Origin of the sequence: Paenibacillus sp. LHD-117, assembly GCF_030929555.1 — a bacterium.
In the GTDB taxonomy this organism is placed as follows: domain Bacteria; phylum Bacillota; class Bacilli; order Paenibacillales; family Paenibacillaceae; genus Pristimantibacillus.
Map to the genome: position 1 here is coordinate 1 of NZ_JAVFVT010000041.1, position 15,471 is coordinate 15,471.

Annotated in this window: 8 protein-coding genes, 1 other RNA gene and 1 pseudogene; all 10 read right to left on the reverse strand. The window is 44.9% G+C overall.

Going from position 1 to position 15,471, the window contains the following annotated elements:
• Positions 1-379: 379 nt before the first annotated feature.
• Complete coding sequence (locus RB620_RS25110) at positions 380-4,711, reverse strand: S-layer homology domain-containing protein (protein ID WP_308099206.1); 4,332 nt, start codon at positions 4,709-4,711, stop codon at positions 380-382.
• A 240-nt stretch (positions 4,712-4,951) separates the two neighbouring features.
• Positions 4,952-6,538 (reverse strand): response regulator transcription factor, encoded by a 1,587-nt coding sequence (locus tag RB620_RS25115; RefSeq protein WP_308099208.1) that lies wholly within the window; start codon positions 6,536-6,538, stop codon positions 4,952-4,954.
• Positions 6,538-8,295, reverse strand: a complete 1,758-nt coding sequence (locus RB620_RS25120) for a sensor histidine kinase (protein ID WP_308099210.1) — start codon at positions 8,293-8,295, stop codon at positions 6,538-6,540. Before RB620_RS25120 ends, RB620_RS25115 begins: the two co-directional genes overlap by 1 nt.
• A 60-nt stretch (positions 8,296-8,355) precedes the next feature.
• Complete coding sequence (locus tag RB620_RS25125; RefSeq protein ID WP_308099212.1) at positions 8,356-9,177, reverse strand: carbohydrate ABC transporter permease; 822 nt, start codon at positions 9,175-9,177, stop codon at positions 8,356-8,358.
• Complete coding sequence (locus RB620_RS25130) at positions 9,177-10,052, reverse strand: carbohydrate ABC transporter permease (protein ID WP_308099215.1); 876 nt, start codon at positions 10,050-10,052, stop codon at positions 9,177-9,179. Before RB620_RS25130 ends, RB620_RS25125 begins: the two co-directional genes overlap by 1 nt.
• A gap of 87 nt (positions 10,053-10,139) precedes the next feature.
• On the reverse strand, positions 10,140-11,459 hold the full coding sequence (locus tag RB620_RS25135) for an ABC transporter substrate-binding protein (protein WP_308099217.1): 1,320 nt from the start codon (positions 11,457-11,459) through the stop codon (positions 10,140-10,142).
• A gap of 69 nt (positions 11,460-11,528) precedes the next feature.
• Positions 11,529-12,853, reverse strand: a pseudogene (locus RB620_RS25140) (Gfo/Idh/MocA family protein).
• A gap of 857 nt (positions 12,854-13,710) precedes the next feature.
• Positions 13,711-14,076: a transfer-messenger RNA gene (ssrA, locus tag RB620_RS25145) on the reverse strand.
• 242 nt (positions 14,077-14,318) lie between these two features.
• Positions 14,319-14,801: an SsrA-binding protein SmpB gene (smpB, locus tag RB620_RS25150; protein ID WP_308099219.1), complete on the reverse strand. Its 483-nt coding sequence runs from the start codon at positions 14,799-14,801 to the stop codon at positions 14,319-14,321.
• A gap of 196 nt (positions 14,802-14,997) precedes the next feature.
• Positions 14,998-15,198: a cold-shock protein gene (locus tag RB620_RS25155; RefSeq protein ID WP_068678946.1), complete on the reverse strand. Its 201-nt coding sequence runs from the start codon at positions 15,196-15,198 to the stop codon at positions 14,998-15,000.
• Positions 15,199-15,471: the final 273 nt, after the last annotated feature.

Consider the following 15,471-nt stretch of genomic DNA (forward strand, 5'->3'; position numbering starts at 1 on the left):
TTTGCAAGCCTTATTTCCGCATACTGGCCCAAGATTCTCTCCATGACCATGTGGCCGGTTTATTCAAGCATAAATTCTCACAATTACCGGTTAATCTCATGAACTGCATAAGTCATGATATTCAATATTCAAGTATAAAATTATTCCTCTTTAGAGATATATCTACATAATTAGTTCTTAATGATGTGAGTGGCATGTTCCCGGTTCTCAATATGAGACACATTATTCCAAGAAGGATTTCCACCTATTAACCTTCATACCCTTGGCTTTATCGCAAAGAAAGTGTCCATAAGTTCCATTGAAAAACGTCGCCATCCCCAGGGAGAGTGGAATTCCCTCAGGATGGTGGCGTTGTTGTTGATGTTGCTAACTCAATTACTTATTTGCTATTAAGCAAATTCAAGATCGCTTGCGCTGCCTCAGCGCGTAGTGTATCGGACTTCGGATCAAATACGCGACCCGATTTCCCTTTCATTAAGCCCAATTGTATCGCTTTACCCACTCCATCTTTCGCCCAAGGAGACACACTCGAGCTGTCAGTAAAGTCTTGTACATTGCCGCTCGCGTTAACACTGCGTCCATGCATATGTTCGTAAGCTCTTAAGAGCAGTGTAGCCATCTGCTCGCGGGAGATTTCTTGGTCAGGCCCAAATTCATTTTGGTTAACGCCTTGAACCAAACCTGCCGCATACGCTGCCGCAATGTCCTTTGCAAACCAATCTTCAGAACTAACATCATTAAATAAGGTCGTTTGATCGCTTGTTTTCAAGCCTAACACTCTTACAAGAAGCGCAGTAAATTCTGCTCTAGTTGTTTTGCCCGATGGTGAGAACTCGTTATCTGACACCCCATTGATCAGATGTCTCGCGGAAAGCAGCTTAATCGTGCGATAAGCCCAATGTTCAGCCGGAACATCCGTAAATGACTTATTGAACTCCATTACTGCATAGCTTCCTGGTTGTGTCAGATTAAGGATTACCTGATCTGGCTTGTCATTAAACGTACCGCCTACGTATTCCCATTTGTTCGTCTTTTTGTTCAAGTGATATACACCTAGTAAATCCTTATCGGCATTCCCGACGTCTACTGGCAGAGTAACGCTAACCCCGCTAGCAGCTATGTCTCCGATATTTGTCTCAGTGCCATCCGCTGACTTGAGTTTTACGCTGATGTCATAAACTTGGCCTATAACGTTCTGCTGTACATTTTCTGATGTAACTTGAACAACAATTGTTGCTCCCTTGATATCACCTATCTTCGCAGCTAATATCGCTTGAACCTGCTTATCGATAGTAACCGTCACTGGGCCCGCTTGAACTTGGAGTTGGTTGTCCCCTATCCTCTCCACTGGAATAGCAACACCCGTCTGATCGTCCCTCATCTGAACACTTGCCGTTCCTTGATCGATAACAACCTCGACTTCGTTATCATTAGGGTTAGGGTTCGGACCAACACCAGTACCTGAACCATTACCACTTCCATTACCCGTATCCGGATTCTTTGTAATGACAGACGCATTAAACACTTGCAGTGCATTATTCAAATTGGATATCGCTTGATTAACTTGATCTTGTGTCGCCGCAACATCATTCGCTACCCATTGAGCTGCGTCAATGGCAACTTGCAGAACTGCTTTGGCACCAACCGGATATTGTCCAACAGCTGTTCCTTCGACAGCCAAGCCATACACCGACTGTGCTACAGAGATAGCAGAGAATAAATCCGTTTTCTCCGATAGAATAAAATTGATGTGTTGTGTTGCCGTAAGAGGTACACCGTTCAACGTTCCGGTCACAAGCGCCATTCCCGCAACAGAAGAAGCGGTCAACACGGCTTCGTACGTACCATCCCCCTTATCCGTTACCGGGCTAAGATTACCCAAAGTACTGTTTAAGGTAACGGTACCTCCGCTTGCATTCAGCGGATTTCCGCCTCCATCTGTAAGCTGCACAGTAATCTTAGCAGTATCGGAATCGGTAGCGGACAATGAGGATTTGTCCGAAGTCATCGAAGATGAATTCACCACTGGACCACTATTGTAATATTCAATGGCATCAACAGCGACAATGTTACCACTCGAAGCTACGTTCTGTTCGCCTCTAGCAACGATTTTAATTGTATGATTACCAGCAGATAGTCCTGCTCTCGAGTACAATACAGCTTGTGCCTTTCTTGTACTGGAGTAAAGATCAACTGTTGCATCCAGAACACCATCGAGATAGACGTCCGCTAGGCCATGATTGGCATCTTTAACACCGATCCAATTCACCGAATTACCTGCGAAAGTTAGCGACAATGCACTATCAGCAGTCGTTGTTCTAATCCCTGCCCCATTGTAATGATCAGCAGTTGTGTAATAATCCCATGCACCAACCGATGACAAGCTGGGATTAAACGTATTGATCGAGATAATTTCAACGTAAGTATCGCTTGCAGCCGAATTACGATCGCTTCTGACGACGATTTTGATCGTATGTGGGCCGTCCGACAATCCCGAATCAGAGTAGAGAATGACATTGGATTCTCTCTTCGCCGAGTACATATCCACTGTGGCATCCAAGACACCATCGATATAGACATCTGCCTTGCCATGATCAGATCCTGTAATACCGGTCCAAGAGACGGTCGATCCGTTAAAAGAATACTCCATACTAGCACCGGAGGTTCTTGCATAATGTGCCCCATTATAATTTGACCAATTACCTGTATAGGTTAGCTGCGTATGACTCGTTGACATCGATTCATCGGCTTTGGTCGCTCCATGTCGAATGGCATTTTTAATCGCCTTTAATTGATCCATCACAGCTTCTGGAATAAGCTCATCCTGATAGGGAGCTGCATTGTAGGTGAAAACCCCGCCTAGTGTATTTACTGCTCTGATGTGATCTATTACTGCGCTATCCGAATAGTTTGGCTTCTGCGAGTGACTGTCTTTATTACCAGCATGGTAGAGCCAGTCATTTCCCGTCATATTCGTAAACTCCTGCCACTGGACGCCATTTTGCCCCGAAAATCTTGAGGACGGCAATCGGTTAATATTCATGCTTTCACCCGGCGCGTAATCGTTCGCATTCACCGTATCCGCATCATATTGATTGTTCGTCCATGATTGTCCCAGCGTACTTAGCGCAACAATGCGATCAGGATTACCCGTTCTCAGATGCGCCGAGAAATCCGTGAAAGGCCTCAACCTTGGCCCAGCATCATACATCCCATCTATCCACCAGCCAGCAAGCTTCGAACCGTACCGGTTCCCGATTTCATCTACGAGGTCGTAGATGTTCTGGGTAACAACAGCAGGCGTATTGAAATTAACTGCGTTACGCCATGCGCCATCCGTTGGGTTATCCCAGTTATAGTAGAACATCATCTTGATCCCTTTGGGACCAATTAAGTCATACAGCTCAGCTGGCAAATCTCTGGTGCAAGTTCTTCCCGGGAGGATATTATCCGCAACTGTACTTGGGAAGGGCAACCAATTGTCTACATGGTTAATCGTAAACAAGATATAACCTGCACCTGCATCGTCGAGCTGTTGGGCGAATTTATTAACATCAAAATTATTAACCGCTTCGCAATAATTCGCCGCTTGAGTTTTATCTTTCTTAATTGTTTTGGAGGTCCAATGAACGCCTACACCGTACTTGGCATCGTGGAACCAATCCGTCGCATTGCCTGGCTGTTGGAACACTTGGAACTGCCCTAGAGCAATCACAGATTGATAAGTCACTTCGATTGACACGCTTTGGTGAAGAGCTGCAGGTTGAATTTGTACAAAATGTAGGGTTGCCGTTTTCGCAACAGGATCATAAACAAGATCAGCTAACGGAAGTGGTTGTTTGCTCCCGCCGTTGATTTGGATCGTCGCAGCGAATTGTTCAACTGCGGGGCTCACCAATGGTAGCTTATCAAAACTCGCCACGATCGTCCCATTCATCACTGTCATGTTGAACCCTTTATCTACGCTAGCATAATTAGCAGCCAGTGCTGCATCATCCAATGCGACATCATAGAACTTCAGTTCATCAATTTTCCCGTCGAAACTAGCCGCTGAGAATCCAGATATGCCACCTAATCTTAAATCATTGTTGTTTCCGGATTGATCCATCGAAGTAAGGGTTACCGACTTAACTACCACCCCATTTACATATAACTTAAATGTAGTCCCGCTTCTCGTGAGCGCAATGTGTGTCCACTTATTCGCTGGAACTGCTCCTCCGAAAAAATCATTATAATTGCCTCCATTTTTGTCGGCAATCTGCAATCGTAATTGTCCATTATTAATGAAGAGCCAAAATGTATTTGCCTGAACACCGCTAACACCATGGGAGAGGATTGATCTCGACGACGTAACCGCCGAATTTGGATTTACCCACGCTTCAATCGTGTATTGGTTAGATTGATCAATTCGATTCGTGTTTCCGAAGTTCACGTAAGAATCCGTACCGTTAAAATTCAAAGCATTACCAACTAAGCCAGGAACAAATGATGGTAAGTTAATCAACGTGCCAGTTGGCCCGACTCCCTTAGTATCAACTACCGATGAGCCGCTACTTTCATTCAATTCATAGTGTAAGATTGGTTCCGTTGTGGCTGCGCGAACGGAATCTGGAAGTGGTAATATCCCCACAATCATTATGCAGGTCATCCACATGACCAGCACTTTTCTCCAACTCTTACGACTTGTAAGATATCCTCTTGTCTGTTGCATCCCAAAACCCCCATGAAAATATTTGGATTTTTTCGTAACCGCTTGCATAAAGAAGCAGTCTTACTCCTCCCCTATGACAAACTTATCCTTAACTCTATTATCCATAGCCTAAAACTTATCGAAACTTGAAAAATTACGAATGCACTTGAATAATTAGCACTCCTGCTTAGGAATCCTAACGCCGAGCAATCCCGGAAACACATCAAAATCCCTCCTCCATGAAGACGAGAGCTTTAGCTTCTATTCCTTTTTCCGATACTCGGTAGGAGAGCAGCCCGTATACTTCTTAAATTGCCTGTAGAAGTAATTCGGATCGACAAAACCGACTTGCAGAGAAATTTCATTAGCCGGATCTCTTGTCGTCTTCAGCAGTTGCTGTGATTTATCAATTCGTATCCGGTTCAAGTAATCGTTAAACGACTCTTTCACTAGCATTCGAAATCTCTTGCCCAAGTAGGACGGCGTAATATCGAACCTTTGAGCTAAAAATTGCAAAGTGAGATTATCCCGATAGTTCGCGTCGATATAATCTTTAATTTCTTCCATGATGTTATCGGAGCGATTCATTTTGATGTTCTCCGTCAATTCGATGAACGATTTTACGATTCCCGCGAGGGCCTGCCATAGAATGTCCAAGGAGCCTGCCGTTAACAACCTTTGGAGCCATTCCGTATACTGACCGTGAATATCTGCAACGTTAATTTCCATCTTCTGAAGCTGTTCCTGACATACCCGAATGAAGTCGATGCATACCGATCTCCACAAATCGATCTGAGAAGCATTCAAGCTTAAGGTGGACTTATGCACCTCTAGTAGTAAGGTTTCCAGCAAATAGAACTGATTCCTCTCAATCGCTTCGTACAACGGTGCCAGCCCCATCTGATCGGCCATTACCTCTCTCTGCGATTGGATCTCGTCTTGAGTATTTTCCAGAATGACGGTCTTGTCTAGGAAAAAGCGATAATTTAACCGTTCCTTGGCAGACTCGTAGGATTGATGAATCGTTCTCCATGATAGGCTAGGCTTGCCAATTAATATTAATAAGTCGATGTGAAGACTTTCTTTGACCCCCATAATGATCTTATTAATCATTTCTCGGATGTGAAACGGTGTCCATCGGTTCGAGGTTTCACTCAGAAGAAGAACGACTTCTCCTGAAGAGCTACCAAATGATAAGAGATGCCTGTCCTCCCGCGTCAATTCCTCCACAATGTTCAAGATCGCGAACTGGCACAATTGCCTTTCCTCGAAAAGGGACCGCGGGGCTTGCCTTGTTACCGTGTCGATTACAATCGTTTGAAACGGAGGTTTATTATTCGGAATATTCAGCAATAAGCATTTGTCAGTAATGTCTCGAATCGAGTAATTGTTCATAATCAGTTGATTAAGAACATGGGTACGGATCATGTCCTCACCTTCGATTAGCGTTAGTCTTGGCGTTGTCTCTTGCTCGAAACTTTGCATAATTTGTTCAAGTGTTGATTCCAGTTCATCCTTCTTCAAGGGCTTGAGCAAATAATTGTCTATGCCAAGCTTCATCGCTTCACGTAAATATTGAAAATCATCATAAGCGCTCAGTACAATAATACGTGATTTTCGGTTTGTTGAACGCAGCCATCCCATCAATTCTAAGCCGTTCATGTTCGGCATTTGAATGTCCGTAATTAATATATCTATATCGCTCATAGCCTCAATTGCACTTTGAGCTTCTACACCATCATTCACAATACCCGCAATCTCCAGCCCGAACTGTCTCCAGTCCGTCACCCCAACGATCATCTCACCTATCATCTGCTCATCATCGACAATTAGAACTTTGCGGGTCATCACTCACCCTCCCTGCTTAGCTTCGGAATCGAGATAAAAACATTCGTTCCCTTGTCCAAATCGCTCGATAATTCCATGCGGTAATTATCTTTAAATAGCAATTTCAGCCTGCGGTTAACATTCGTGAGGCCAATTGACGTATTTGCCCCTGGCGAGTGATGACCCGCAAGTAGAAGTCGCACTTCATCCAGCCGTTCCTTACTGATTTGTTTGCCATTATTCTTGATGGTGATTCCAATTTCTTCCCCCATATCCTTCACCGCAATCCGAATAACAGCCTTAGGAATGGAGGGTAGACTTGCATGCTTGAAAATATTTTCCACAATGGGCTGAATACATAACTTGGTGATCATGTAATCAGTGACGGACTCGTCTACATCAATTACATAACTAAGGTTCCGCAGCTTCGATGCTTGCAAACGGATATAAAGCTCCACGTAATGGAACTCCTCGAATATCGGAATGAGTGTATCCCGATTTTTAATGCTCCACCGCAGAAACTCACTGAAATCGAATAGCATCTCCGACAGTTGAATATTGTTCTGCTTCATAGCCTGTAAGCGGAAAATCTCTAACGTATTGGACAAGAAATGCGGGTTGATCTGTGCTTGAAGCGCTTGAATTTCCACGTTCTTGGCTTCAATCTCGAATAAGTATTCCCGATCAATATATTCGGTTAGCTTATCAGTCATTTTGTTGAGCGTTCTCTCTATCTCCGTAAATTCATCTAGTTTCTTAATTGCAATCGGCTGGTTAAATACCCCATTCTGGATACGCTTCAATGCTTTACGAATGGTCTGTAATCTACCGTTTATTTGACCTGTTGCGTATCCGATTAAACAAAGGGTGAACAGGAACAACAGGGTCAGTAGCCCCCACATAATGTAGCGAATCTGCTCGCTATCATGGAACAGCCGAGCTTCGGATGCCCAGCTTGAAAAGCGTAAATCATCCGCAGACTTATCCAATTTGATCTGAAAATAGCTCCCGGATTCCAATTGACTCTCAAAGCTTGGTGGATACACAGCTTTACCATAACGATTATCAATTTGGAACGCATACACGGCATCCTCATTCTCGGGATGAACCATAATACCTGAATTCAGATTTACGACGAGCGTACCGACATGCTTGGATTGCTTCAGATCGTGAATATCATCCAGTCTCAGGAACACGCTAACAATGCCATCTTCGTTACTTTTATTTGGTGCTTGCGAATTATGACTATAGGGTACAACCTTCACATACTGATCTCTACCAAACGTGTTATACCGGGAGACGAAATCCAGGTAAGCGGGGTTAACCCTCCCTGAATTTCTCTCGTAACGGAAATTGGCTTGATCCGATTCCCGAATGAACCATAGGGAAGCAACATCGTTCTTGGAATAAGCTAGCGTTTCAAGAAAATGATCTATAGCCTTACTAATTACTATATTTTCCGAATCATAAGTTTCCTTATATTGTTCAATTCGATCCAACATCGATAAGCCTGAATAATCTTCTGCATAAAAGGTTCGCGTCCATTTTCTCAGTTCTGCTAGCTTCAACTGAAAGTCGCTCTGCCATTTGGTCAGGATCTGATTCTGATAGCGGTATTCGTTGCTCAAGATTTTACTTTCCACTTTTGAAATAATAACTTGTCCTAGGATGAGTACCAATACGGTGAATAAAAGTAAAAACAGAAATAACACACGTACCAGAAGTGTTTGTCTGATGACGGTTACAAAGCGTTGCAGTTTGTCAGATATCTTACTCATCTATGCCCTCCTATCTCTCGTTGTAGGTTTATACAATTCGACATAGTTCGACATATTCCTCTATCCTTTTACGGAACCTGCGGTTAAGCCGTCGATAAATTGCTTCTGCAACATAAGGTAGAGCAAGAGCAATGGAAGCGACGCTAACATCATGAGCGCGAACATCTCACCCCAGTTCGTAGAAAATTGTCCCATCGCCTGGTAAATCCCCGTCGTTATCGTTGTTCCGTTTAACGGACCCATAATAATGAGTGGATTGAGAAAATCGTTCCATATAAATACACTTAGGAAAATGAGCGCACTGGCCGTACACGGTCCAAGTAAGGGAAACACGACCTTCCAGAAAAGATACATCGGCTTCGCGCCATCCATTTCTGCGGATTCATCCAGCTCCCGTGGAACAGTCTTGATAAACCCGGTATACAAAAATGTGGCAAAAGGAATGTAATAGGCAATGAAGAATGCGATCAACCCCGTCATACTATGCATGATTCCAAAAAATTGCAACACTTTGACGATCGGAATCAGGATGATTTGCGGAGGAATCATCAACCCGAGAAGCATGAACACAAGTAATCCTTTCGTTAACTTCGTATCTTCCCTAGCGATATAATACGATAGCATGGATGCGCTCAGCACGGTCACTGTAACGGAAACAACCGTAATAACCAAGCTGTTCCACAAGCTGTCGTACAACATATTCCCCGGCTTCGTGAGTACATTAGTCAGGTTTTCCAGCGTAAATGGAGCAGGAAGACTAAGCGGGTTGGCAGTGATTTGACCTAACGACTTAAATATATTGACCAATGTGAGATAAAACGGCATGAAGAATAGGACTGATACAGTTATCGTAAGTGAAACCCGTAAGATTCTCGAAGCCATTAGTGCTGAACCTCCCTATTGCGCAATATCGTCGTTGTTATGACCGATAACAGACCGATGATCAGGAACAGAACAACGGACATGCTGGAGCCGTACCCCATTTCATTTTTCGTGAAACCTGTATGCACGATCTTGAATGCAAGCGTCTCAGTAGCATTGCCGGGACCGCCTGCTGTAAGCACCGCAATTTGGTCATAAATTTTGAACATCGTAATCATGAGCATCGTAATATTGATCGTCATTCCGGGAGCAAGCAGCGGGAATGTAATGTTGATGAATCTCTGGAATTTGTTGCAGCCGTCCAAATCCGCCGCTTCATAGAGCTCTTTGGAAATGCTCTGTAAAGTTGCCAAGTAGATAACGACACAGAAACCAAGCATCTGCCAAATAACAACCGCGCTGATTGAATATAGTGCAAGCTGGGGATCAGCCAGCCAGCTTTCCTTCAGCCCATCAAGGTGTAAAATATCGAGTACTTTATTCAGAATCCCGTTGTCTGTGAGAATAATCGACCAGATAAAACCGACCACGACAGCACTCATGACTTGCGGTGCGAAGAACATCGAGCGCAGGAAGTAGTAAAACCTTCCTTTGTGGTTCAACATCATCGCAATGGCAATACCCAGTACATTGCTCACGATTGTTACGATAAATGCGAAGAATACCGTGTTTTTCACTGAGTTCCAGAAGTCACTATCACGCGTCAACGAGACATAATTATCGAATCCGATGAATTTCCAATTTGGATAGAGCGGGTTCATATTCGTAAAGCTGTATACCACACAAAGCAATATCGGAATAATGACGAACAATACATACATTAACACTCCATGCGAAGCAAAAATCATGAATTTCCCCGTACGTTTGCCGAACATACTCTCACCCCATAAGATGAATAAAGAGGTCTATCCTAAGGTAGCCCTCTTTATCCTTGTTTTTATCTCTTTAACTATAGTTACAGTTTATTTCTGTCTTGCTGCTGTCTCATCCCATAGCTTATCGAGCTTAGCCAGCTCCGCATCCAGGTCAGCACCCAGAATTAGATTTTGCGCCATTTTATCGAATGCATCTTTAATGCCTGGAAGTAATGCATCATCTCCGGCTTCTACACCGAATGAGTTAACGCCCTTCACTTCCCCTAGCATTTTTAGCATGTCGTTGAACAGTGGCGTGCCTTCGAAAGGAACTTCGACGTTAAGTGCAGGAATTGAGCCATCTGTCTTCATGAATTCCGCCATAATTTCCGGATTAGAAGCGAACTCCGTTGCGAAAATTTGTGCTTCCTTCGGATGCTTCGTTTTGGCACTTACTGAAGTTCCTCCACCAGTGAACATTGGCATGAACTTATCGCCTTCAGCTGATGGTAATGGGAACAATCCAACTTCCCAATCTTTCTGCTTCGCTGCATCTGCGGACAAATACCAGCTTCCCATCGGGTACATAGCTGCTTGTCCTTTGAACCATTCTTCTTCTAGCTGACCGTAATTCAAGCTCAAGCCGTTTTCGTTGTAATACTTCTTGTCGATCAAGTCTTTCCACTTCGCAACAGCACCCTTAAAGTCGCCATCAGCGAATTTCACTTCGCCCTTTTTGCGCTTGGATACCCAATCAGGGGTTTTTCCATAGACGTCTAGACCGACGATATTCACAAGCAACAGCGTCGTAGCCCATGGATCTTTTCCTCCGCCTAATAGGAATGGCGTGTAGCCCGCTTTTTTGATTTTGTCGGAAATATCCAGAAACTCAGCCCAAGTTGTAGGTGGCTGTACGCCCACTTCGGCAAAAATTTTCTTGTTGTAATACATGTTCGGATACGTTTGCGTATTCCACGGAAGCTGATATTGCTTGCCGTCAATTGCATTTGCCATTGGATATTTGAACGCCTTGAGATATTCATCCTCGAAAGGAAGCATCGCGCCAGAGCTAGCAAATTCAGCTGGATTAACAGCAATCATGACATCCGGGAGTTCTCCGGTAGCGAGCAGTTGCTTCGCGTATTTCACGCGATCAATGTCAGGAGATACAATTTTCTTGATTTTAATATTCGGATGTTTGTCCGTAACTTTCTTGATTGCATTGTCCCAGAATGCTGCCGTAAGGTTTGGTGTCTCGAACACCATAAACGTCAATTCAACGGGTTCTGCAGGTGTTTCTGAAGCTGCCTGACTTGGCGTTGCCGAAGCGGAAGGTGAGCTTGATGCTTGCGGCGAATTGTTGCTACCGCATCCTGCGACGGTTATTGCGATCACCAAGGATAATAAAATTGCTGAAATACGTTTCATTGTAATCCTCCCTTATTCTCTGTTTACTTGTACAATGCTGATTGTAAATGTCTGATCAATAAGCAGAAACTAGATTTTTTTCAATTGGACTGGATTTTTTCGCAATTCCGCATTATTTTTATACTCAAGAATGAATTCCTCCAACTTGATGGTACGACCCTCAAGCCGTGACCTTTCAGCCGCAAACGCCATCATATGACTTTGCACCGACTTGGCTGCGGATGTTAGACTTTCCAGCCGTTCGTTTCTGGACCTGTTTAATGAAATCCTTGACGATACCGTGGTCCCCACCTCCGTGCCCTTTCTCCGGCTGGTTCAAACTTATAACTTCCTTCTCCTTGGAACCGAAGAGGATAATCTCCAACTCACTTTTCTCCATATGGCCCCGAATCTCGCCCTTCGTTCCCATCAGCTTAAGTGTCCGTCTTGATTCGTTCGTAAAGGCACTCATCGTGAAGCTTGCGGTTATTCCGCCCTCGAATTCCAGATTAAATAATCTGATGATCGACAACGTCGTTATCACAATGATAAACACATCGACCATAAGGACCTTCACGAAGCGCCGAGTAAACCTCTTCATCATCGGCTTCTGGATTTCGCGTCACAACCGTTCGTAGCACATTTCCTTGCCAGCTGTCTTTCCAATCGATATATATTTTGGGAGCAAAATAAGGACACTCCACTGCCAACGGACAGCCATCCAAACAACGGTGCAACGCTCCGGCTGGCGCACTCTCAGGCTTAAAATGGAGGAGTGAACCGAAAGAAGAGACGCTTACACAATTTGCATCTGCATCCGCAAGCCATAACAGGATGTCGAGGTCATGACAGCTTTTTGCGAGAATCATCGGACTAGATTCGCACGAGTTACGCCAGTTACCTCTGACATAGCTATGTGCTTGGTGCCAGTAGCCTACGTTCTCGTTATGCTGAATGGAAACTAGACTACCAATCACTCCCTCCCGGAGTACGCGTTTGAGTTCCTGAAAGAAGGGTGTATATCTGAGTACATGACAGATTGAAAAAACTTTATTGCGCTTCTCGGCTTCTTCCCCAAGCACAACACATTCCGCAGGCCGATTCGACATCGGCTTCTCCAGTAGAACATGATACCCAGCTTCTAATGCCTTCATCGCCGGCTCAAAATGTTGGTCGTCTTGCGTGCAGATCAATACCGCGTCTGCCGCTAGAGGAAGGATCAACAGCTTATCCCAATTATCAAACGCCATATCCGCATTGATTCCGTGAATTTCACAGAACTCCGCCCTTCGCTGTCCATCCGGTTCACATACTCCGACAAATCTAATTTCATCAGGATGCTCCAAAGCATATGTTGCGTAAGTATTCATCCCTCGCTGGCCTGCACCAATCAATATCGCTGTTACAACTTCCATGGAATAACCCCCCCGTCGCTGCTACTCTATAACTCATTGATATAACGTTTTCGTTGTCATTATAATTTTCCCCACCCTTCCCCCTCAACTTGAAAAATAGCAAAAAGTCTTTATTTTTTTCTTACACATTTGTGATCAAATACTTGAATATTCGAAAACAAAAACCGCATTTACGCCTCGGTTTATTAGACCTTGCGTAAATGCGGCTTTATGATTCCCTGCCTGTTTTCTTAAAGTGAACATTTGAAAAATTCTCAATTTCAGTTATCTACTGCTCATTACGCTTCAATTTGATCTTTATAAAATCGCTTATTTCCTCTTTTGCATCATCCTTAAGTTTACGAAAGTCACTTATGAGATCTTGCTCTATTTGTGATAAGTACAAAGGTAAACAATTAGTTTTTCTTCAACGATCAACGAATTTAAATCGGTCAAATCCTTTATCTTTAATTACAATAATTTTTGACTCTCTAAAGATACCTCTCATCGAAGACGCTCTTAGCAGTGGAATTGAATTGCGTGCTCAGTCCGCTGCTCTCCCTGTGCGCGGAACGAATCCAACTTGTCCTCCCTCGGACTGAGGCGGCTCCCCTATTTGCTCCCCAATCGAATCCCGACTTTTTCATGTCGGGTTCTTGTGTCGCAATTCTATATTTCGGCTCAGGGGTATCCCATTCTTGATTTAAGTTGCTTACGAAGATGATTCGCGGATGATGGTCTTAGCGGTTGAATGAGATGCCGTGCTCGTACGCTGCGCTCCCTGCTCGCGGAACGAACCCCATTGCCTTCCTTAGGACTGAGGCGACTCCCCTCTTCTCCACGCAAAAAAGCCAGCCTCTTGCGGCTGGCTTTGATGATGGTGGAGGCGAGGGGATTTGAACCCCTGTCCGAAGACCACGCCACGCGGCTTTCTACGGGTGTAGCTGCAGTTTTGATGTCACCTACGGAGTCCCCCTGCAACACGGTACTCTATAGGTCAGCCTGATTGTCTTCTTCAGCACACCCCAGGCGGAGATGTGACAGCGTATCCCACTAAAGTTGGGCCCTCATCCCGGTACATGGGCGATACAGAGCGAGAGCACGCGAGCAGGTTATTAAGCTGCTACAGCGTAAGTTGGTTGTTGTTTGCCATTTAATTGGCTTTAGCGTTGATGAAGCAGACGACTCCCTGCTACCCGCTGGCACGCGCTCGTCCAATCCCCGTCGAATCCATAAACGCCCCCGATTCGGCATAAACGTCACCATGTCGACTGCCTGCAACTTGCAAGCTTACGAACATCCAACGATTAGCGCATCCTCAGGAACTCCAGGATTAACGATGAGCGACTACGCGAGTCAATTCATCTGGTCTAACGTTCCTTGCGTTGTTGCTTCCTTGGTACAAACTTAGTATAACACGGCGTCTGGCAAAATGCTCGGGATTGTTGCTGGCAGCAATGGACTAACCACCCATGGAAGGAGTGGATTAACGAGCCACCTTCTGCTTCTCCCGAAGCGCCCGCTGGATATCGCGCTGCGCGTCGCGTTTGGCCGCGGTATCGCGTTTGTCGTACTGTTTCTTACCTTTGCCGAGTCCAATTAGGAGTTTGGCGTATCCGTTGCGCACGTAAATCTTCAGCGGCACGATGGCGTAGCCTTCACGCTTCGATAAGCCCAGCAGCTTGCTGATCTGTTCCTTGTGAAGCAGCAGCTTTCGTGTCCGGGTCGGATCGGTCGGATTGTGGATGTTGCCCTGCTCGAACGGACTGATATGCATGTTGTGAATGAACATCTCACCGTTCCGGATCGTCGCGAACGCGTCGCCGATGTTTGCCCTGCCGCTTCGCAGTGACTTGATCTCGGTGCCCATCAGCACCATGCCCGCTTCGAACGTTTCCTCAATGAAATAGTCATGGGAAGCTTTCTTATTCTGGGCTAATTGCTTGCCGTCGTTTTTCTTAGCGCCCATGCCATTCACCTCGTCTCCGTTAGCGCTTAAGTCCAGCTTGCTTGCCGGTGTTTCTCATTGTAACAACTTTGTATAGGGAAATCAAGGATGCGCGGCCGTACCGTTTCGCTTTAATCATCCTCTACCATAATACGCTCCGAACGAGAAAAACCGCCCTCAACCAAAGGTCAAGGACGGTTTCTTCGGAATTAAGCTATTACAGCTTAACTACGTTTTCAGCTTGAGGACCGCGGTTGCCTTCAACTACGTTGAACTCAACGCGTTGGCCTTCTTCAAGAGTTTTGAAGCCTTCGCCAACGATTGCGGAGAAGTGTACGAATACGTCGTTGCCGCCTTCAACTTCGATGAAGCCGAAACCTTTCTCAGCGTTGAACCATTTAACTGTACCTTGTTGCATGTGGAATTACCTCCAAAAATTGTATTAATATGCGCCTGTTTCGTTTTTAAACAAAAAATTCACACATTGGAAAGGGTTTCATGACTCTAATGACACCCTTTTCAATATGTGAATTCAGGTTCATATCATCGATTCGATTGCCTTTAGTGTATAATACCCGCCGCCAAAAAGCAAGCGACAAGCCTAAATATATTTTCCCATATCGTCCAGTTGACGGAATCCTCCGGCTGGACGGGCGTTTTGCCCTCCAATAGCCGTATTCCATGCCCAAGC